Here is a 19368-nt window from a genome sequence, read left to right on the forward strand (position 1 = left end):
TCAACCTTCGGCGGTCTTGTACCGCCCGATCGGCGGCAGGCGTCTGCTGACCGACTCGGCTGCGGTCAGCAGCGCTTCGACGAACTTGTCGGAGGCGAACGTGCATCCGGCGTGACCCGCGGCCACGTCGACGGTTTCGGAGTCGGGTATCCGATCCGCCAGCCACCGCTGCCGTCGCACCCCGAAGGCCCGGTCGCGTGTTGTCACCACCACCGCCGTGGGGACGTCGATTTCGTGGACCCATGTCGTCGAGTCGAAGCGGATGACCTCCGCCACGGCCCGGGTGATCGCACCGGGCGACGTACTGCGCACCTGGTTGAGCAGCCACTGGTGGTTCTGCAACGCGCCGGGACCCACCATCGCGGCGGGTGCGAGTCGCCTCGCGGGCGGGCTCAGCGATTCGAGCAGTGCGGCGAACACGCCGGTCGCGATCCGCTCGTAGCCGGCTCGGTTCACCGCCGCCGCCGCGGCGCACAACACCAACCCGTCGACACGTGCCGGATGGCGTTTCCAGACCAGTTGGGCCACAAGCGATCCCATCGAATAGCCGACCGGCACGAACGTCCGGATGCCCAGGGCATCGGCCAGGGCGGCGACGTCGTCGGCGCAGTCCTCGAGCAGGAACCGCGGCGCGGTGATGCCCTGACCGTGACCGCGCTGGTCGAAGACCACCACGCGACCGAGTTCCCGCAACGCGTCCAGCGCGGGATACCACGTCATGACGCCCGTGCACGCCACCGAGTGCAACAACAGGAAGACGGGGCCGTCGCACGGCCCCGAGTCGACGACGTACGTCGTACCGCGGCCGGGCAACTCCACCATGCGGCCGTCCGGGACGTTGGCAGCCGAGGCCAACGCGGGTAACGACGGCAGCCGCGGGATGGACAGCGGGTTGGGCAGATTCCAAGCGATGCTTCAACGATAGAGCGAACACGACGCGCCGTCCGGCGTTCGCGCCCCTTCCCGCTGAGCACTCGCACAGCGCCTCGGGCTTAGACTGCGAGCGTGCGCGAGGTGCTCGATGAGTTGCTGACCGTGTGGCGGTCCGGCGGCGCCGCCGGCGTGGCCACCGTCGTGCGCACGATCCGCTCGGCACCCCGGCAGCCCGGCGCGACCATGGTGGTCAGCCCCGACGGCTCGGTCGCCGGTTCGGTCTCCGGTGGCTGCGTCGAGGCCGCCGTCTACGAACTGGCCAACGAGGTCGTCGCCTCGGGTCGGCCCGAATTGCACCGCTACGGCATCAGTGACGACGACGCGTTCGCCGTGGGGCTCACGTGCGGCGGCATCATCGACATCTTCGCCGAACCGGTGTCGCGCGAGACCTTCCCCCAGTTGGCTGCGATCGCCGACGACATCGCCGCCCACCGGCCCACCGCCGTGGCCACCGTCATCGCCCACCCCGACGCCGACCGGATCGGGCGTCGCCTGGTCATCGGCGCGGATTCGGTCGACGGATCGCTGGGCTCGGCCCGCCTCGACGCCGCCGTCACCGACGACGCGCGTGGGTTGCTCGCCGTCGGCCGCACGGGCGTGCTGTCGTACGGCCCCGAGGGCCAGCGACAGGAGACGGGCATGGAGGTGTTCGTCGCCAGCCACGCACCACCGCCGCGGATGCTGATCTTCGGGGCGATCGACTTCGCCGCCGCCCTCGCGCAGCAGGGGGCCCTGCTCGGATACCGCGTCACCGTGTGCGACGCGCGCCCCGTCTTCGCCACCCCGGCCCGCTTTCCCGGTGCCGACGAGGTCGTGGTGATGTGGCCCGACCGCTACCTCACGGAACAGGCCGAACAGGACGTGATCGACGCCCGCACCGCGATCTGCGTGCTCACCCACGATCCGAAGTTCGACGTCCCCGTGCTCCAGGTCGCGCTGCGCCTGCCCGAGGTCGGTTACATCGGGGTGATGGGATCGCGCCGCACGCACGACGATCGGATGCGCCGGTTGCGCGAATGCGGCCTCACCGACGCCGAGCTGACCCGGTTGGCCAGCCCGATCGGCCTCGACCTCGGGGCCCGAACACCCGAGGAGACCGCAGTGTCGATCGCGGCGGAGATCATCGCGCGCAAGTGGGGCGGCGGCGGCCGACCGCTGAGCGACACCGACGGACGCATCCACCACGACGGACGCGACGAAGAGGGCTTAGAGGGTTGATCGCATGCACCTGATGCGAGTAATCAACCCGATAAGGGCCGCAGACGCGTTCACCGCGGCCGATGAGACAACGCGTATGGAAATGTCGTTCTCGAATGCGATAACGTCACTCTTTACACGGCGAGGAGAAGGGTGAACCGGTGACTTCTGCTTCAGCGGAGAAGGTCGCGACCCGTTACGCAGGAACCCGGGTCGCGCGCGTCGAGGACAACCGACTCCTCACCGGCCGCGGCACTTTCGTCGACGACGTCGTGCGACCCGGGATGCTGCACGCCTGCTTCGTGCGCAGCCCGTTCGCCAGGGCCAAGATCAACGGCATCGACGCCTCGGCCGCGCTGGCCATGCCGGGTGTGCACGCGGTGTTCACCGCCGACGACCTCAACCCCGACGTCAAAGAGGCCTGGCACGCGGTGGCCGGCAAGGACGTCCCGGACACGCCGCGCCCACCGCTGGCCGAGGGTGAGGTGAAGTTCGTCGGCGACCCGGTCGCGCTCGTCGTGGCCGACAGCCGCTACCTCGCCGAGGACGCCGTCGATCTGGTCGACGTCGACTATGAACCACTGCCCGCGGTCGCCGACTTCACGAAAGCCGTCGGATCGTCGGTGGTCGTGCACGAGGCCTACCCCGACAACGTCGCGGGCGGCATGGGCGGAGCCCCGCCCGACGAGGAGACGTTCGCCAACGCCGCCTGCGTCGCATCGGCGAACATCTATCAGCAGATTCACGCGCCGGTGCCGATCGAGTGCCGCGGCATGGTCGTCGAGTGGACGCCGGCGACCGAGGAACTGACCCTGTGGGCGTCGACGCAGACGCCCCACGAGTTGAGGGCGTTCTGCGCCCGGCTGCTCGGCATCCCGGCGCACAACGTGCGGGTCATCATGCGCGACACCGGCGGTGGCTTCGGTCAGAAGGTCGTGCCGATGCGCGAGGACATGTGCATCATGCTGGCCGCGCGCAAGGTGTCGGCGACGCTGACCGCGCCATTGAGCTCGGCCCCGCTGAAGTGGATCGAGGACCGCCGCGAGAACCTGATGTCGGCGGGTCAGGCCCGCCACGTCGACGGCACCGCCCGGATGGCCCTCGACGAGGACGGCACCATCCTGGCCGTCGACATCGACTTCGCCTACGACATCGGCGCCTACCCCACCCCGTACCCGGTGCTGACCACCGCCGCCGTCGGCATGTTCTTCCCCGGCCCGTACCGGGTGCCGAAGGCCAGCTTCAACTACAAGACCGTGTTCTCCAACACCGCGGGCCTGCACGCGTACCGCGGGCCCTGGCAGTACGAGACGCTGGCCCGCGAAGTGCTTTTCGACATCGCCGCGCGCAAGTTGGACATGGATCCCGTCGAACTGAGACGGCGCAACATCCTGCGCGGCGACGAGATGCCTTACTTCAACCCCAACGGCATGCCCTACGACCACGTCGCGCCCGCCGATACCTTCGAACAGGCCGTGAAGATCCTCGACCACGAGGGCTTCCGCAAGGAGCAGGCCGATGCGCTGGCCGAGGGCCGCTACATCGGTCTGGGCTTCTCGGCCTACATCGAACCGACCGGCGCCGCGACCGGACACCTCGGCACCGAGGGCTGCACCATCCGGATGGAGCCCACCGGCAAGATCAACGTCTACGTCAACGGCGGGTCGACCGGCAACAGCCTCGAGACCACCGTCGTGCAGTTGACCGCCGACGCCCTGGGCGCCGACATCGCCGACGTGTCGACGATCCAGGGCGACACCGCGGTCACCCCGTACGGGGCGGGAACCCAGGGCAGCCGCAGCGGTCCGATGACCGCGGGTGCGGTCGCCGAGGCGGGCGCGTTGTTGCGCAAGCAGATCATCGCGATGGCCGCACCGCGCCTGGAGGTCGACGAGGCCGAGGTGGAGCTGACCGGCTCGCGCGCGGTGGTGAGCGGAAACCCGGACAAGAGCGTGAGTTTCGCCGACCTGGCCTACCGCGCCTACTACGAGCCCCAGCAGCTGCCGCCCGGTGTCTCGTCGTCGTTGGAGGCCACCGCGCGGTTCGCCTCACCACCCGAGGCGATGATCCACTGGGCCAACGCCACGCACGCCTGCACATGTGAGGTCGACATCGAGACCGGGCGGGTCACCCTGACCCGCTACATCGTCAGCGAGGACGTCGGCCCGATGATCAACCCCAACGTCGTCGAGGGTCAGATCGCCGGCGGCACGGTGCAGGGCATCGGTGGTGCGCTCCTGGAGGACATGGCCTACGACGACGACGGCAACCCGCTGTCGAGCACCTTCGTCGACTACCTTCTGCCGACGGCCACCGAGGTGCCCGCGATCGAGTACGGCCACGTGGAGATCCCCGGACCCGGCGTCGGCGGGTACAAGGGTGTCGGCGAGGGCGGCGCGATCGGTTCGACTCCCGCCGTCATCAACGCGATCAACGATGCCCTGGCACCTCTCGGCGTGACCCTGACCCGCCTACCCGCCAGCCCCGCCGCGATCGTCGAGGCCATCGAGAACGCCAAGAAGTAAGGAACACAGCCACAGTGGAACTCAACAACGAATTCCGGGTCGCCGTGCCGGTGGACACGGCATGGGAGGCACTCAACGACGTCCAACGCGTCGCACCGTGCATTCCGGGTGCTCAGCTGTTGTCCGTCGACGGCGACGCCTTCACCGGCGCGGTGAAGGTCAAGGTCGGCCCGATCACGGTGTCCTACAAGGGCGAGGCATCGTTCCAGGAGCGCGACAAGGCCGCTCGCCGTGTCGTCATCAAGGCCCAAGGTAAGGAGACCCGCGGCAGTGGTAACGCGGCCGCGGTCGTGACCGCGCAACTCAAGGACGAGGGCGACGCGACCAGCGTTGTGATCAACACGGACTTGACCATCTCGGGGAAGGCCGCTCAGTTCGGCCGCGGCGTGCTGGCCGACGTGTCGTCCAACCTGATCGGACAGTTCGCCAAGAACCTCGAATCGGATCTTCTCGGCGGCGCCGCGACCACGGCGCCGACCACGGAGACGGCGGCGGTCGCGGCTCAGCCCGATGCCGGTGACTCCATCGACATGCTGAAAGTCGTTGCGCTGCCGATGGCCAAGCGCGCGGCACCCGTCGTGGCCGCCGTAGCCGGTGGATTGGCGGTCGGTTTCCTGATCGGCCGGCGTCGCAGGAAGAGCCCCACCGCGGTGCTGGCCGACGATCTGCAGTCCGCCTTGGTTCGACTGCTCAACGCGCCGACCGAGCGGCTGCGGCCGTGAAAGCCGCTCCGTTCACCTACCACCGCCCCGATTCGGTGAAGGAGGCGGTGGACATGCTCGCCGAATACGGCGAGGACGCGAAAATCCTTGCGGGCGGGCAGAGTCTGGTGCCGATGCTCGCGATGCGCCTGACGCATTTCGACAACCTCGTCGACATCTCCCGGATCGACGAGCTTCGCAGCATCGACCTGGTGGACGGCGCGGTACGTGTCGCCGCAGGCACCCCGCACTCGTTCGTCGGAATGGATGACGAAGTGGCGGAATCGGTTCCGCTGCTGACCCTGGCCACCCCGCACATCGGCCACTTCCAGATCCGCACCAGGGGCACGCTCGGCGGCGCCATCGCACACGCCGATCCCGCGGCGGAGTACGCGGCGGTCGCGCTCGCGCTCGACGCGCAGATGGATGTCGTCTCGGCAACCGGGGCCCGGCAGATCGCGGCCAAGGATTTCTTCACGGGCCTCTGGGAGACGTCGCTGCAGCCCGGGGAGATGCTGACCGCGGTGCACTTCCCCGTCTGGGGTGGACGGTCCGGCTTCGCACTGGAGGAATTCGCCCGCCGCCACGGCGACTTCGCGATCGCGGGGGCCGCGGTGGCGGTCGAACTCGACGACGACGACCGCGTAAGTCGTTGCGGCATCGGATTGTTGGGGCTGGGCTCGACGCCGCTGCGGGGCAGTGCGGCCGAAGATGCCGTCACCGGCCGACCGGTCCACGACGTCAGCGCCGAAGAGGTCGGGCGGCTGGCCCTGTCCGGCCTCGAGGACATTCCATCCGACCTGCAGGGGTCGGCCACCTACCGGGCCAAGGTCGGGGCGACGATGGTCGCCCGCGCCTGGTCCCGCGCCATCACGGAGGCAAGCGATGCATGAGATGCCGGTCGAAGTGACGGTCAACGGGCGCACGTTCGCCGCGACCGTGGAGCCGCGCCTCACGCTCGCGGACTTCCTGCGTGAGAAGTGTGGGTTGACCGGAACACACCTCGGGTGTGAGCACGGCGCGTGCGGCGCCTGCACGGTGCTGCTCGACGGGGACGCGGTACGCGCCTGCCTGATCTTCGCCGTCCAGGCCGAGGGTATGGAGGTCACCACCGTCGAGGGCATCGGCGGCGCGGACGGTGAACTGTCGCCGGTGCAAGCCGCCTTGCGCGAATGCCATGGGCTGCAATGCGGTTTCTGCACCCCGGGTTTCGTCACCTCCATCACCGCGTTGCTGCGCGACAATCCCAAGCCGAGCGACGAGGAGATCCGCGAGGGTCTGTCCGGAAACTTCTGCCGGTGCACCGGCTATCAGGGGATCATCAACGCGGTACACCGTGCCGCCGAGATGACCTAGACCGCCATGCTGATCGCCGTCACCGGGGGCACCGGCTACGTCGGCGCCCACTGCGTGCGTGCCCTGCTCGGTGCCGGCCACCGCGTACGCCTGCTCATCGCGCCCGACGCGGAGGGCGCTCCGGTCCTCGCCAGGCTCGCCGAGCTCGGGGACGTCGAGACGGTGAGCGGCGACATCAGGCGGACCGCCACGGTGGCGGGGCTCCTCGACGGCTGCGACGCGGTACTGCACGGCGCCGGAGTCGTCGGAACCGACAAGCGGCGAAGCACGCTGATGTGGGAGGTGAACGCCCACGCCACCGAGGCGGTGCTGACACGCGCGGTGGCCGGCGGTTTGGACCCCGTCGTGTTGGTCAGCAGCTACAGTGCGCTGTTCCCACCGCCTGACGGCGTGATCGGTCCCGATACGCCCACCGCGCCCGGCCGCAGTCCGTACGCGAAGACCAAGGCCTATGCCGACCGCGTGGCGCGGCGACTGCAGGAGGAGGGCGCGCCGGTCGTCATCACGTACCCGTCGAGTGTGGTGGGTCCGGCGTTCCACACCGCCGCCGGTGTCACCGAGCGCGGCTGGGCGCCGCTGGTGCGGTGGGGCGTCGCGCCGCGATTGCGCGGAGGGATGCAGATGATCGACGTCCGCGACGTCGCCGACGTGCATGCCCGGTTGTTCGTTCCCGGCCGCGGACCGCGCCGCTATGTGTGCGGGGGCGAGCTGATCGCGTTCGACGACATGATCTCGGCCCTCGAACGGGGCACGAACCGTCGATTCCGGCGAATCCCGGTCAGCCAGGGCATGTTTCGAGGCCTCAGCATCGTCGGGGAGGCGCTATCCGGCGTTGTCGACCTCGGCGACGGTCTCACCTATGAGGCGGCGCTGCTGCTCACCGCCGCGACGCCCACCGACGACTCGGCCACCACCGGCGACCTCGGTGTGACGTGGCGGTCGCCGATCGACGCCATCATCGCGACTTTCGAACGGCAGCAGTCGGTTCCGTAACGGTTCGGACCGGCTGAGCAGCCGGGAAGGTCAGCTGCGGTCGGGTTCTGTGCGGGGCCCGAAACCGGACGGCGACTCGCCCGCCGTGGCGTGCTTGCCGATATGCGACTCGGCCCGCATCCGGTCCACCATGTGGGGATAGTGCAGCTCGAAAGCCGGTCGCTCCGAACGGATTCGGGGCAGCTCGGTGAAGTTGTGCCGCGGCGGCGGGCACGAGGTCGCCCACTCCAGCGAGTTGCCGTACCCCCACGGATCGTCGACCGTGACCGGTTCGCCGTAGCGCCAGCTCTTGAACACGTTCCAGACGAACGGCAGCATCGAGATACCCAGGATGAACGCTCCGATCGTCGACACCACATTCAGCGGTGTGAACCCGTCGGACGCCAGGTAGTCGGCGTAGCGGCGCGGCATGCCGTCGTTGCCCAGCCAGTGCTGCACCAGGAATGTGGTGTGGAACCCGATGAACGTCAGCCAGAAGTGCAGCTTGCCCAACCGTTCGTCGAGCAACCGGCCCGTCATCTTCGGGAACCAGAAGTAGATCCCCGCATAGGTCGCGAACACGATGGTCCCGAACAGCACGTAGTGGAAATGCGCGATCAAGAAGTAGGTGTCGGAGACGTGGAAGTCCAGCGGCGGGCTGGCCAGCATCACGCCGGTGAGTCCACCGAGGAGGAAGGTGAGCATGAACCCGATCGAGAACAGCATCGGTGTCTCGAAGGTCAATTGACCCCTCCACATCGTGCCTATCCAGTTGAAGAACTTGATGCCCGTCGGCACCGCTATCAGATAGGTGGTGAACGAAAAGAAGGGAAGGAGCACGGCCCCCGTCGCATACATGTGGTGCGCCCACACCACGACGGACAACGCGGCGATGCCCAGGGTGGCGTAGATCAGCGTGGTGTAACCGAAGATCGGCTTTCGGCTGAAGACCGGCAAGATCTCGGTGACGATGCCGAAGAACGGCAGCGCCACGATGTACACCTCGGGATGGCCGAAGAACCAGAACAGGTGCTGGTAGAGGATCGGTCCGCCGTTGGCCGGGTCGTAGACGTGCGCGCCGAGGTGGCGGTCGGCGGCCAGGGCGAGCAGCGCGGCGGTCAGGATCGGGAAGGCCATCAGCACCAGGACCGACGTCACCAGGATGTTCCAGGTGAAGATCGGCATCCGGAACATCGTCATACCGGGTGCGCGCATGCACACCACGGTGGTGATCATGTTGACCCCACCCAGGATGGTGCCCAGACCGGCGACGGCAAGACCCATGATCCACAGGTCACCGCCCGCGCCCGGCGAATGCATGGCATTGCTCAGCGGCGCGTACGCCGTCCAGCCGAAGTCGGCCGCACCACCGGGGGTGATGAAACCGGCGACCGCGATGAGCCCGCCGAACAAGAACAGCCAGTACGAGAAGGCGTTGAGCCGCGGGAACGCCACGTCGGGCGCGCCGATCTGCAGCGGCAGCACCAGGTTGGCGAACCCGAACACGATCGGCGTCGCATAGAACAGCAACATGATCGTGCCGTGCATGGTGAACAGCTGGTTGTACTGCTCATTGGACAGGAACTGCAGCCCCGGCATCGCGAGCTCGCCCCTGATGAACAGCGCCATCAGCCCGCCGATGAAGAAGAAGACGAAGCAGGTGACCACGTACATGATGCCGATCAGCTTGTGATCGGTGGTGGTGATCAGCTTGTAGATGAGCGCGCCCTTTGGCCCCATTCGGGCCGGGAACGGGCGGCGCACCTCCAGCTTGGGAACCGAGGTCACTTCGGCGGTCAATGAACGCTCCCTTCGGCGCGGGGCCAGGGGTCATGTACCCAAATCTCGTGACCTCGATCTTAGGTAGCGCCGCCGCGCACCGAAAGCCATTCAGCGAACCGGCGCGGCCGGCCGATCAGCCGGCCGCGTTCACCGGTGTCCCGTCATCGCTGTGCATGCCGTACGGCACCGCCGTCAGCATCGTGACCGAGAGCTCGGTCCCGCTCGGCGTCCGGAAGGCGCGCTGCTCACCGGGGCGGGCACCGAGGATGGCCGCGCCCATCGGCGACTGCGTGGAGTACACCTCGATGTCGCCGTGTTCGGCGCTGCGCACGCCGAGCAGGAACGTCTCGATCTCAGCGGTGTCGTCGTACCGCACCGTGACGACCATGCCCGGTTCGGCGACACCGTCGTCCGGCGGATCCTCCCCGACGACAGCGTTGATGAGCATCTCGTGGATCTGCTGGATACGCGCCTGGCGTGCCCGCTTGATCGCGCTTGCGTTCTCGTCGGTGTCTTCGTCACCGACCGCGTTCGCACACAGCTCGCGCAAAGTGGCGAGTTCCTGTTGCAGGCGCTCGTAGGCGGCCCGCGAGATCCAGATTCGCTGCGCACTCGTCATTTTTCGGTCCTTCCGTGCAATCAAGCTGGGAGTCGGCTGGTTGCCGAATCGATGGCGGCCCCGTAGGGCTTGGCTTGCAGAAGCGTCACGTGTAACTCCTTGCCGGTGGGGGCCAGGTACGTGCGCCGATCCCCCGGCCGCGCCCCGAGGATCGCGACGCCCAGCGGCGACCGCGGCGAGTAGACCTCGATCTCGGCGGGTTCGATACCCCGGATACCGAGCAGGAACGTCTCGGTGTCACCGGTGTCGTCGTAGCGGATGGTCAAGACCATGCCCGGCTCGGCCACGCCATCGTCGGGTGGGTCCTCGCCGACGACGGCGTTCGCAAGCAGATGTTCGATCCGGTGGATCCGGTTCGACCGCATTCGGTCCTCGGCCGTGCGGGTGGGGTCGGGCCCCCCGGATCGCGGTCTGGCGCTCAGCTCGGCCAGTTCGGCCTGCAGCCGGATGTAGGCGCGTCGCGTCATCCAGACGCGGTCGGCGCTCGCCATGCTCGTCATGAGTGGTCCTTTCTCGAAAGGGGTTGCCGTCAGGGGCGGGCCACGGGCTGGGATAGCGCCGCCCCTGACGACTCGCAGTGCCCGAGAGGGGCACAAGAGTCGGTTGGCCGCTCTATGCGACCGCGCGGCGGAGGGGATCGAAGGGCCGCAGCGCTTCGGGTTGCTTGCCGGTCGTGATCTGTTCGGCCAAGAGCCGGCCGGTGACCGGACCGTGAGCCAGCCCCCACATCCCGTGCCCTCCGGCGACGTAGACGTTGCGCGACATCTCGCCGATGAGCGGGCGGCCGTCGGGGGTGATCGGGCGCGGACCCACCCAGATGTCGCTGCGTTCGGCCCACCTGACTCCCTCCAGGAGGGGGCTCGCCGCCTCGACGATCGCACCCACCCGCTCGGGGATCGCCGGTTCGTGCGGATCGCGCAACTCCATCGTGCCCGCCACTCGCAGCGCACCCTTGTACGGCGTACACGCGATGCGCGCGTCCGGCAGATAGATCGGGCCGGGGATGGGACGGTCCACCGGCACGGTGAACGAGTAACCGCGGCCGGACTCCACGGGCACGCGCAGCCGGTGCCCCGCCAGCCGCGACATCCAGGCGCCGGTCGCGATCACCGCGCTGTCGGCGGTCAGATGCTTGCCGCTGTAGGGCTGCACCACCACCCCGTTGCCCGAGCTGAACACGCCCCGCACGTCGTGGGTGAGGATGTTTCCCCCACGCTCCTCCACCGCCCTGCCCAGGGCTTGTACGAAGCGGCCCGGGTCGACGAACCGCTGACCGTTGATGTTGATTCCGGCCGTGATGGCCGGTGAAGCCAACGGCACCTGCTCGCGCAACGCCGCACCGGACAAGCCGGTGACGAACAGTTCCTGTCCGGCGCGTTCGAGGGCACGCAGATCGGCCATCATGTTCTCGGCGTCGGCGGTGCTGCGGAAGATCGCGGTGATCGGCGCGTCGGTCACCGGGGCGTCCACCCCGTTCGCGATCAGGACGTCGAAAGCCTCGATACATTCCTGGTTCAGCGGCACGTTGGCCGCCACCGCCTGGTTCCACACCGACGAGCGGGAGTTCGCGGCGAACTGGATCAAGAACAGCCACAACGCGCCGTCGATGGTCAGCGGGATGTGCAGCGGGGCGTTGCGGTCGCGCAATGAGCGCAGGCCGTAGCGCAGGGTCTTCGGCGAGTTCAACGGCAGCGTCAGCGCGGGCGCGACCCATCCGGCGTTGCCCCACGAGGCGCCCTCGGCGATCCCGCTGCGGTCCACGACGGTGACGTTGACACCGCGCTCCTGCAGGAACCATGCCGTTGACAAGCCGACGATGCCGGCGCCGACCACGATCGCAGACCGCGGTCCACCGTCAATCCGCTCGCCGCCGACCATTGCAACCCCTCCATCGCTGAGAACGTGTGTTCGTTGACTCCATGGTCGGCCGGTCGGGTGCGTTCGGACTTGCCCGTGCCCGACAATCCCCCGGCGGGCCGTTGTGGTGATCCGACAATGACCTGGTCGGGCGGGGTCCGATCGCGACGGCTCAGTCGGTGTCGATCGCGGCGAGTTCGATCATCATGGCGAGGCGCTTGCGGGCGTCCTCCAGCGGCAGATCGGTGATCTCCCCCATTTTGCGCAGGCGGTACCGCACCGTGTTCTCGTGGACACCGAGGCGCTGCCCTGCCTGGGCGGGATCGCCCAGCGCCTCCAGATATGCCCGCAGCGTCGGGACGTACTCGGTGGCGTGGTTCTGGTCGTGGCGGCGTAATTCGGCGACCGGCCCCCGGTCCGGCGTACGCCCCGAGCGTGCGGCGGTCCGCAGACGCTGCAGCAGGATCTCGTCCCACGACTCGTCGTACGCGGGCGGCTCGGCGTCATGCGGGCCGAGTTCGTGCAGCGCCAGGCACTCGTCGGCCTCCTGCCGCGCCGCGGGCAGGTCGATGGCCGCGGCCGCCTTGCTGATGCCGGCCACCACCGTCACCCGGTCCGGCAGCGCCGCCGTCAAGGCGTCGACCCATTTGCGGGCGCCGGCGACCCGCTCGCCCGGCATCAACGTGTAGATCGTGTTGCCCGCCAACGCGCTGCGGCCCGGACGCGACCAACCGAAGCCTGCGGTCGCGCGTTCGAAGGCCAACAGCAGCGCCGCATCCCGCTCACCGCCGATCGCCGCCTGCACGGCGATCACCCGCATCGGCCCCTGCGACAGGCCAAGCCGGCTGGCCGATGCCGCGGCGTCGGCACTGCCGTCGAGTAGCCGCAGCACCAGATCGGATTCGACCTGACGTTCGAGATCGGCACTGGCGCGCGAGCGCAACAGATGCAGAGCGACGGTCCTGGCATCGTCTGTCAGTGCCGTCCGTTCGGGTTCCATCAACGGCTTCGGAGAGGAGACCCACACCGCGCCCATGAGCTCTCGACCCGACCGCACCGCGACCACCGTGCGGCCGGACAGGCCCTGATCGGCGTTCGGCGCGACGAACATCGGTTCGTCGGAGGACGTGAGATGGGCGAACACGCCCTGTGATTCGAAGTATTCCCGCAACCACTGCGGCGCTTGTCTGTTCATGACCGTCGCGATGCGGGCGCGGTCGGCGTTCTCCTGCATCGTCGAGTACGCGAGCACGCGGGACAGCGGGTCCTCGATGGTCACCGCGCCGCCCGCCGATTCGGCCAGGCTGTCGGCAAGCGCGAACAGATCCGTTGGGCCACGGCCGGATTCCGTTTCCCGGCCCTCCAGCACCAGGCCGTAGACGATCGCGGACAGTTCGCTCCAGGGCACGGCCGGGTCGACGACCATCACCGCGACACCCTCCACCATGCCCGCAAATGTCGTGTCGTCATCGACGTCTCGGAGCAACACCACCAGCGCGCGCGCCGAAACCGCCCAGCGCAGCGCCTCGTTGACCGTTCGTGCCCCGATCGCCAGCAGGACGTCACCGGTGACCGTGCGGCCCTCGGTGACCTCGTGCATCACCACGCTGCCCAACTCCGTCGATCGCGGGATCGGGCAGAAGCGCAGGCGTACGCCATAGCTCCCCAGAACGTTGACCAGCCGATCCAAGGTGACCACGGGCCGACGTTACCGCGCAGGCGCTAGGTGGAGACGACTCCCCGCAGACCCTCGGCCCCGAAAAGCGGCTCGAGCATCGACGAGTAGTCGGGTCCCCGTCGCACCAACTGACCGCCGTCGACGTTGATGACCTGACCGGTGATGAAACCGGCCGCATCGCTGAGCAGGAAGAGCGAGGCGTTGGCGATGTCGGACACCTCACCGGGCCGCGGCAGCGGCGTGCAGGCGGCGTAGTCGCCACGCAGCTCCGGGGACTCGAGTACCGGTGCGACGAGCTCGGTGCGGATCAGGCCGGGGCGGATGCAATTCACGCGCACCCACGAGGCGCCGAGTTCGTCGGCGGCGAGCTGCATCATGTGGTCGATGCCCGCCTTGGAGACGCCGTAGGCGCCGAACCAGCGGTGCGTGTTGCTCGCCGCGATCGATGAGATACCGATGAACGATCCGCCGCCACCGCGCACCATCTCGCGGGCCGAATGCTTGAGCACGTACATGGTGCCGTTGATGTTCAGATCGACGGTGCGTCGCCACAGTTCGGAATCGATCTGGGTGATGGGCCCGATGGTCTCGCTGCCACCTGCACAGTGCACGACGCCGTACAGTCGGCCGGTCCATGCCGTGGTGGCCTCGACGACCCGCGCGACCTCGTCCTCGTTCGTCACGTCGGCCGGCTCGTAGAGCACTTCACCGGGACCGCCCTGCGCCTTGATCTCGTCGGCCGCGCCGGACAGCTTGTCGGCGTTGCGGCCGACGAGCATCGCGTTACCGCCGGCCGCCACCACCGCGGCCGCCACACCTTTGCCGATGCCGCTGCCACCGCCGGTGACCAACACCGTCCGACCCGTCAAGGACAACTCCACCGCAGATCCCTTCGCCGTAGCTAGAACAGGTTCTAGTTATACGTCACGGCTCGTCACGACGGGCCGGCTTCGGCGCGCCCAGTGTGCGCCAGTCCGGCACGTTCGGCGGGAGCCCGACCGGGTAGCGGTTCTCGTTGTGCGCCGCCCAGTGGGCATGTCCGAGTTCGTGGATGTGGAACGCATGGCGCAACGCCTCGGTGAACCCCATCGCGTCGGCGGCGGCGTTGACCGAATCCTTGATGAGCAACGCCGCCATCGTCGGACGCTCGGCGATCCGGCGGGCGAATTCGAGTGTCTTGTCCTCGAGTTCGTCGCGGGCGAAGATCTTCGACACCATGCCGAGGCGGTATGCTTCGTCCGCGTCGATCGAATCACCGGTCAGCAGAAGCTCTTTGGCCTTTCGGGCGCCGAATTCCCATGGGTGGGCGTAGTATTCGACGCCGGGCATTCCCATCCGCACCCCCACCACGTCGCTGAACTTCGCATCGTCGGCGGCAACGATCAGATCGCACGCCCAGATGAGCATGAGGCCCGCCGATATCGCGTTTCCCTGTACCTGGGCGATCGTGATCTTCCGCAGATCGCGCCACCGGCGGGTGTTCTCGAAGAAGAAGTGCCACTCCTGCAGATAGGTACGCTCGGCGATCGCCGGCACGGTGGCGCCGTGCGATTGGAACGTCGGATGCTGGGCCGGGCCCGGCGTGCGCTCGAGCATCGCCTCTTCCGACCCGAGATCGTGTCCAGCCGAGAAGTTCTTGCCGCGCGCGGCCAGGATGACCACCCGCACATTGTCATCGGCTTCTGCGCGACCGAACGCCTCGTCCAACTGCACCAGCAGCGTGCGGGACTGGGCGTTCTGCGCATCCGGCCGGTTCAGCCAGATGCGGGCGATCTGGCCCTCGTCGAGCGTTTCGTACGTCACCTGTTGCGCTGCACCGCCTCCGGCATCGGCGCTCGTCAGATCAGGGCTCGCCATCGCGGATCACCTCGCAGTTGGGTTGTTCGACCAATTGCACATTACGGTGCGTCCCGCATCGCTGCTCCAGGGGTGCCGCGTTGTGCGTTCGCCGTAATCCGTTGCCGGGTCACCGGTATCCGTGCGGTCCGTGCAAAGGTGCACGGATGAACGGATCGGCTCCTAGAATCGCGGGATGGCGAACTATTCGGTGCCGCTGCCCAGACTCGTTCTCGCCGGGGCTTTCATGCTCGCGGCCGCGGCAGGTCCCATCGCGGCCCTGCATGTGGTGCCCGAACCGAGCGCTGTGATGGCGCAAGGCTGTCAGGGGGGTGAGGAGCAGGACCAGTTCACCATGACGTGCGTGCCGTTCCTGGTCCCGAATGCACCGCCTCCCTTCCAGGTCACCGCGGCAAACCCGGATGTGCCGGAAATCCAAGGCATCCCCTGCATCGGGCACAACGCCGGCGCCTGTCTGGGGTTGGCCGAGAACGAAGCCGCGGCAGGCCCGCCCGCGCAGCCTCGCTCCACCATCAGCTCCAGCCCGTAGCCGGGGCGGGTATCCATTTCGCGAAGCTGTGCAGAAAGCTTTCGGCTTCCATAGAATCCCTGCCAAGGCACGGTTGATCACTACAGAAAGCGTGACAATGGCGAGCTTGAAGTCCCCTGTACAACGGCTGATCCTTGCCGGCGGCTTTGCGGTTGCGATCGCCGCGGCGCCGGTGGTCTCCGTCTTCGCAACACCCACGACCCCGGTTGCACCACAGGCTCAGGGCTGCTCCGGCGGGGAGGAACCGGACCAGTTCACCGGCAACTGCGTGCCCCACACGGTGCCGAACGCCGGCTCGGTGTTCACCACGCAACCCGGTAACCCCGACGTTCCCGAGGTCATGGGTATTCCGTGCATCGGCCACAACCAGGGCGGCTGCATCGGCCTGGCCGAGGAAGCCCAGGCGCAGACGGTGACTCCGCCGCCGGCCCCGGTGTTCAGCCACAGCCCCTAGTCAGGGGGTTAACGAACCGGCGCGGTCCGCCTTTCGCATACAGTTGTCGTATGCCTGCGAAATCAGATCCCGCCGAGCTTGGCGACGTCGAACCGCTCGCCGACAGCACCGCCCGCCAGGCGCGTCGCGTCGTCGCCGCGTACGCGAAAGACGCCGACGAATGCCGGGTGTTTCTCTCGATGCTCGGCATTGGGCCCTCGAAACTCGAGGCGTAAGTGACTTCAGGGGACGGTCCACGGGCCGGCTCCGGCAACGCCGATTTCGTGGTGGTGGCCAACCGCCTGCCGATCGACATGGAGCGGTTGCCCGACGGCAGCACCACGTGGAAGAGAAGTCCCGGCGGATTGGTCACCGCACTCGAGCCGCTGCTGCGCCGCCGGCGCGGGGCGTGGATCGGTTGGCCCGGCGTTCCCGACGCCGACGACGGGCCCATCCAGCAGGACGACATGACCCTGTGCCCGGTCAAGCTGTCCGCCGACGACGTGGCGATGTACTACGAAGGCTTCTCGAACGCGACCCTGTGGCCGCTGTACCACGACGTGATCGTCAAGCCGATCTACCACCGCGAGTGGTGGGACACCTACGTGGCGGTGAACCGGCGCTTCGCGGAGACCACCGCCAAACACGCCGCACAGGGCGCCACCGTGTGGGTCCAGGACTACCAGTTGCAGTTGGTTCCCAAGATGCTGCGCATGCTGCGTCCGGACCTCACCATCGGGTTCTTTCTGCACATCCCGTTCCCACCGGTCGAGCTGTTCATGCAGATGCCGTGGCGCACCGAGATCATCGAAGGACTGCTCGGCGCCGATCTCGTCGGATTCCATCTGCCCGGGGGTGCGCAGAACTTCCTCATCCTGGCCCGAAGGTTGGTCGGCGCCAACACATCCCGAGCGACGATCGGGGTACGGTCCCGGTTCGGTGAGGTCAGTTTCGGTTTCCGCACGGTCAAGGTCGGCGCCTTCCCCATCTCGATCGACTCGACGGCGCTCGACCAGCAGGCACGGTCCCGCTCGATCCGCCAGCGCGCCAAGGAGATTCGCAGCGAGCTGGGCAACCCCCGCAAGATCCTTCTGGGAGTGGACCGTCTGGACTACACGAAGGGCATCGACGTCCGACTCAAGGCGTTCTCCGAACTGCTCGCCGAGGGTCGGGCCAACCGCGAGGACACCGTGCTCGTCCAGCTTGCGACACCCAGTCGGGAGCGGGTCGAGAGCTACATCGAGATGCGCGAAGACATCGAGCGTCAAGTCGGCCACATCAACGGCGAATACGGTGAGGTCGGTCATCCCATCGTGCACTACCTGCACCGCCCGGTGCCACGTGAGGAGTTGATCGCGTTCTTCGTTGCGGCCGACGTCATGCTGGTGACCCCGCTGCGCGACGGCATGAACCTCGTCGCCAAGGAGTACGTGGCCTGCCGCAGTGATCTGGGCGGTGCGTTGGTCCTGAGCGAGTTCACCGGCGCCGCAGCGGAATTGCGACAGGCCTACCTCGCCAATCCGCATCACCTCGAGGGCGTGAAGGACGCCATCGAGGCCGCGCTGAACCAAGCGCCGGAGGAGGGCAGGCGCCGCATGCGGGCGCTGCGCAGACAGGTGCTCGCACACGACGTCGACCGCTGGGCTCGCGCGTTCTTGGATGCGCTGGCTTCGACGGAGTCTAAATCGGAGTGATGTACTGGATCAGCCACTTGCCGTCGACCTTCTGATAGTCGACTCGTAAGCGGCTGCCGTCGTAGATGGGTTCCTTCGATTTGTCGGTGACGGTTCGGTTCAAATACACCATCACCGAAGCCGATTCACGATGCGCGTCCAGCACGCCGACCCCGACGACATGGGCTTGGCTGACCAACTGGCGTTCGCGCGCCTGCGGGATGATGTCCTTGTCGGCGCGGTCGCGGAACTCCTGGCGGTAATCCGGGGTGAGCATCGGGTAGACCTCGTTGAGCGTGCGCTCGACGGTCTGATAGTCGTAGCCGAACACCTTCGGGATCTGCCGCTCGGCCAACGGCGCCAACTCGCTGCGCGCGGCCAGCTCGCCGCGCTGCTCCACGCGGTTCCAATAGAGCCAGCCACCGACACCGGCCGACGCCACGAACGCGACCGCCAATAGAACCGACAGCGCGCCGACGATGCGCGCGGTCCACGGCGTCTTGGTGCTACTTGATGCGCGCATCAGTTCCCACCGTCGGGGTACTTGAGGTCGTAGGCCGTCATGTGCCCGTTGTCGTCCTCGTGCACGATGACGCGCAGTCGATACGGTTGCGACGGCTGGTTGTTGCCGTCCAGGTCGGTGACGGTGACCCGCGCGGACACCAGCACCGCGGCGTTGTTGGCGACCTCGTCGATCTTCTCCAGCGCTGCGCCGTTGATCACGGCTTCGGCGCTGGCGTTGGTGTCGCGGAACAGCATCTTGAGGTTCTCGGTGTTGTTGCCCTCGGTCATCATCGCGCGAAGCGGTCCGCTGGTGCTGTTCACAAACCGGTCGACGCTGGAGTCGATGGTGTCCTGTTCGTAGCTGAACATGTTCACCACCAGCTGCGAGGCCGTGTCGACGAAAGCCTGCTCGCGCGCCAGCGACGCCTCGGTATCGCGTTGCTCGACGACCATCAGCGCGCCGAGCCCCACCAGAACTGCCGTGGCGAGGGCGGCGGCGGCCAGGAAAACCGTCGCGACCAGCTTGCGGTTGGGTTGCCTGCGCGGCGGCGGCGCCGCCGGCTTGGCCAGCCGGACCGTGACCGGTTTGGGCGCCTCGACCCGCACGGCCGTCGCCGTCGTCTCACCCCGCGCCGGGCCGGCGGCCCGCGATGCCCGCCGACGCCGCGCAGGCCGCGGCTTGGTCTCCGTCGGTGCTGTCTGGCTGGTCGTCCCCTGCGCCGCGCGCGTGGGCCCACCGCTCGTGCTCACCG

At 67.9% G+C, this 19368-nt stretch carries 20 protein-coding genes; 10 read left to right on the forward strand and 10 right to left on the reverse strand.

What is annotated here, in order from left to right; all coding sequences use genetic code 11:
* Positions 1 to 822, reverse strand: a complete 822-nt coding sequence (locus AU072_RS04655) for an alpha/beta fold hydrolase (RefSeq protein ID WP_174523789.1) — start codon at positions 820 to 822, stop codon at positions 1 to 3.
* 183 nt (positions 823 to 1005) lie between these two features.
* On the opposite strand from AU072_RS04655, the gene AU072_RS04660 reads away from it, so the two are divergent.
* The 6 genes from AU072_RS04660 (at position 1006) to AU072_RS04685 (ending at position 7705) form a co-directional block, all read left to right on the forward strand.
* A complete protein-coding gene (locus AU072_RS04660) occupies positions 1006 to 2151 on the forward strand; it encodes an XdhC family protein (RefSeq protein WP_064412701.1) in 1146 nt (381 codons plus the stop codon).
* A 140-nt stretch (positions 2152 to 2291) separates the two neighbouring features.
* Positions 2292 to 4655, forward strand: a complete 2364-nt coding sequence (locus AU072_RS04665; RefSeq protein WP_064412702.1) for a xanthine dehydrogenase family protein molybdopterin-binding subunit — start codon at positions 2292 to 2294, stop codon at positions 4653 to 4655.
* A gap of 14 nt (positions 4656 to 4669) precedes the next feature.
* Positions 4670 to 5377: an SRPBCC family protein gene (locus tag AU072_RS04670; RefSeq protein WP_064412703.1), complete on the forward strand. Its 708-nt coding sequence runs from the start codon at positions 4670 to 4672 to the stop codon at positions 5375 to 5377.
* Positions 5374 to 6249, forward strand: coding sequence for an FAD binding domain-containing protein (locus AU072_RS04675; protein ID WP_064412704.1), 876 nt, complete (start codon positions 5374 to 5376; stop codon positions 6247 to 6249). The genes AU072_RS04670 and AU072_RS04675 overlap by 4 nt, the downstream gene beginning before the upstream one ends.
* A complete protein-coding gene (locus tag AU072_RS04680; protein ID WP_064412705.1) occupies positions 6242 to 6712 on the forward strand; it encodes a (2Fe-2S)-binding protein in 471 nt (156 codons plus the stop codon). Before AU072_RS04675 ends, AU072_RS04680 begins: the two co-directional genes overlap by 8 nt.
* Positions 6713 to 6718: 6 nt before the next feature.
* A complete protein-coding gene (locus AU072_RS04685) occupies positions 6719 to 7705 on the forward strand; it encodes an NAD-dependent epimerase/dehydratase family protein (protein WP_064412706.1) in 987 nt (328 codons plus the stop codon).
* 30 nt (positions 7706 to 7735) lie between these two features.
* Here the strand turns inward: AU072_RS04685 and ctaD are convergent, their stop codons facing one another.
* The 7 genes from ctaD to AU072_RS04720 all read right to left on the reverse strand — a co-directional run bounded on the left by ctaD (position 7736) and on the right by AU072_RS04720 (position 15477).
* Entirely contained in the window at positions 7736 to 9424 is a 1689-nt protein-coding gene (gene ctaD, locus AU072_RS04690) for an aa3-type cytochrome oxidase subunit I (RefSeq protein ID WP_067394275.1), read from the reverse strand.
* Between the two features lie 175 nt (positions 9425 to 9599).
* Complete coding sequence (locus AU072_RS04695; RefSeq protein ID WP_064412708.1) at positions 9600 to 10085, reverse strand: GreA/GreB family elongation factor; 486 nt, start codon at positions 10083 to 10085, stop codon at positions 9600 to 9602.
* 20 nt (positions 10086 to 10105) lie between these two features.
* Complete coding sequence (locus AU072_RS04700) at positions 10106 to 10576, reverse strand: GreA/GreB family elongation factor (RefSeq protein WP_064412709.1); 471 nt, start codon at positions 10574 to 10576, stop codon at positions 10106 to 10108.
* Between the two features lie 121 nt (positions 10577 to 10697).
* Positions 10698 to 11963 (reverse strand): NAD(P)/FAD-dependent oxidoreductase, encoded by a 1266-nt coding sequence (locus AU072_RS04705; protein ID WP_064412710.1) that lies wholly within the window; start codon positions 11961 to 11963, stop codon positions 10698 to 10700.
* A 151-nt stretch (positions 11964 to 12114) separates the two neighbouring features.
* Positions 12115 to 13641, reverse strand: coding sequence for a PucR family transcriptional regulator (locus AU072_RS04710; RefSeq protein ID WP_064412711.1), 1527 nt, complete (start codon positions 13639 to 13641; stop codon positions 12115 to 12117).
* Between the two features lie 23 nt (positions 13642 to 13664).
* Positions 13665 to 14501, reverse strand: a complete 837-nt coding sequence (locus tag AU072_RS04715; RefSeq protein ID WP_064412712.1) for an SDR family oxidoreductase — start codon at positions 14499 to 14501, stop codon at positions 13665 to 13667.
* 43 nt (positions 14502 to 14544) lie between these two features.
* Positions 14545 to 15477: an enoyl-CoA hydratase gene (locus AU072_RS04720; protein WP_064412713.1), complete on the reverse strand. Its 933-nt coding sequence runs from the start codon at positions 15475 to 15477 to the stop codon at positions 14545 to 14547.
* A 175-nt stretch (positions 15478 to 15652) separates the two neighbouring features.
* Here AU072_RS04720 and AU072_RS04725 point away from each other — a divergent pair, with 175 nt between their 5' ends.
* The 4 genes from AU072_RS04725 to AU072_RS04735 all read left to right on the forward strand — a co-directional run bounded on the left by AU072_RS04725 (position 15653) and on the right by AU072_RS04735 (position 18133).
* Complete coding sequence (locus AU072_RS04725; RefSeq protein WP_067393842.1) at positions 15653 to 16006, forward strand: hypothetical protein; 354 nt, start codon at positions 15653 to 15655, stop codon at positions 16004 to 16006.
* Between the two features lie 97 nt (positions 16007 to 16103).
* Positions 16104 to 16460 carry a hypothetical protein gene (locus tag AU072_RS04730; RefSeq protein WP_064412714.1) on the forward strand — a complete coding sequence of 119 codons (357 nt, stop codon included), beginning with the start codon at positions 16104 to 16106 and terminating at the stop codon, positions 16458 to 16460.
* 50 nt (positions 16461 to 16510) lie between these two features.
* A complete protein-coding gene (locus AU072_RS27920; protein WP_090279904.1) occupies positions 16511 to 16675 on the forward strand; it encodes a hypothetical protein in 165 nt (54 codons plus the stop codon).
* Positions 16676 to 18133 carry an alpha,alpha-trehalose-phosphate synthase (UDP-forming) gene (locus AU072_RS04735; protein ID WP_064412715.1) on the forward strand — a complete coding sequence of 486 codons (1458 nt, stop codon included), beginning with the start codon at positions 16676 to 16678 and terminating at the stop codon, positions 18131 to 18133.
* On the opposite strand, the gene AU072_RS04740 is transcribed toward AU072_RS04735, so the two are convergent.
* Together AU072_RS04740 and AU072_RS04745 are read right to left on the reverse strand one after the other, a co-directional pair.
* Complete coding sequence (locus AU072_RS04740) at positions 18120 to 18635, reverse strand: hypothetical protein (protein WP_064412716.1); 516 nt, start codon at positions 18633 to 18635, stop codon at positions 18120 to 18122. The genes AU072_RS04735 and AU072_RS04740 overlap by 14 nt on opposite strands.
* The gene (locus AU072_RS04745) at positions 18635 to 19366 is read right to left on the reverse strand and encodes an Rv1363c family protein (protein WP_064412831.1); all 732 of its coding nucleotides are present in this window, start codon (positions 19364 to 19366) and stop codon (positions 18635 to 18637) included. The genes AU072_RS04740 and AU072_RS04745 overlap by 1 nt, the downstream gene beginning before the upstream one ends.
* Positions 19367 to 19368: the final 2 nt, after the last annotated feature.

Source organism: Mycolicibacterium novocastrense, from assembly GCF_001499835.1.
Taxonomy (GTDB): domain Bacteria; phylum Actinomycetota; class Actinomycetes; order Mycobacteriales; family Mycobacteriaceae; genus Mycobacterium; species Mycobacterium novocastrense.

What these genes read in the sequence shown, in the direction of transcription:
- AU072_RS04730 (WP_064412714.1), top strand. Translation starts at nt 16,104, where the DNA reads ATGGCGAGCTTGAAGTCCCCTGTACAACGGCTGATCCTTGCCGGCGGC.
- AU072_RS04720 (WP_064412713.1), bottom strand. Translation starts at nt 15,477, where the DNA reads ATGGCGAGCCCTGATCTGACGAGCGCCGATGCCGGAGGCGGTGCAGCG.
- ctaD (WP_067394275.1), bottom strand. Translation starts at nt 9,424, where the DNA reads ATGGGGCCAAAGGGCGCGCTCATCTACAAGCTGATCACCACCACCGAT.
- AU072_RS04705 (WP_064412710.1), bottom strand. Translation starts at nt 11,963, where the DNA reads ATGGTCGGCGGCGAGCGGATTGACGGTGGACCGCGGTCTGCGATCGTG.
- AU072_RS04680 (WP_064412705.1), top strand. Translation starts at nt 6,242, where the DNA reads ATGCATGAGATGCCGGTCGAAGTGACGGTCAACGGGCGCACGTTCGCC.
- AU072_RS04740 (WP_064412716.1), bottom strand. Translation starts at nt 18,635, where the DNA reads ATGCGCGCATCAAGTAGCACCAAGACGCCGTGGACCGCGCGCATCGTC.
- AU072_RS04695 (WP_064412708.1), bottom strand. Translation starts at nt 10,085, where the DNA reads ATGACGAGTGCGCAGCGAATCTGGATCTCGCGGGCCGCCTACGAGCGC.
- AU072_RS27920 (WP_090279904.1), top strand. Translation starts at nt 16,511, where the DNA reads ATGCCTGCGAAATCAGATCCCGCCGAGCTTGGCGACGTCGAACCGCTC.
- AU072_RS04685 (WP_064412706.1), top strand. Translation starts at nt 6,719, where the DNA reads ATGCTGATCGCCGTCACCGGGGGCACCGGCTACGTCGGCGCCCACTGC.
- AU072_RS04725 (WP_067393842.1), top strand. Translation starts at nt 15,653, where the DNA reads ATGGCGAACTATTCGGTGCCGCTGCCCAGACTCGTTCTCGCCGGGGCT.
- AU072_RS04700 (WP_064412709.1), bottom strand. Translation starts at nt 10,576, where the DNA reads ATGGCGAGCGCCGACCGCGTCTGGATGACGCGACGCGCCTACATCCGG.
- AU072_RS04655 (WP_174523789.1), bottom strand. Translation starts at nt 822, where the DNA reads ATGGTGGAGTTGCCCGGCCGCGGTACGACGTACGTCGTCGACTCGGGG.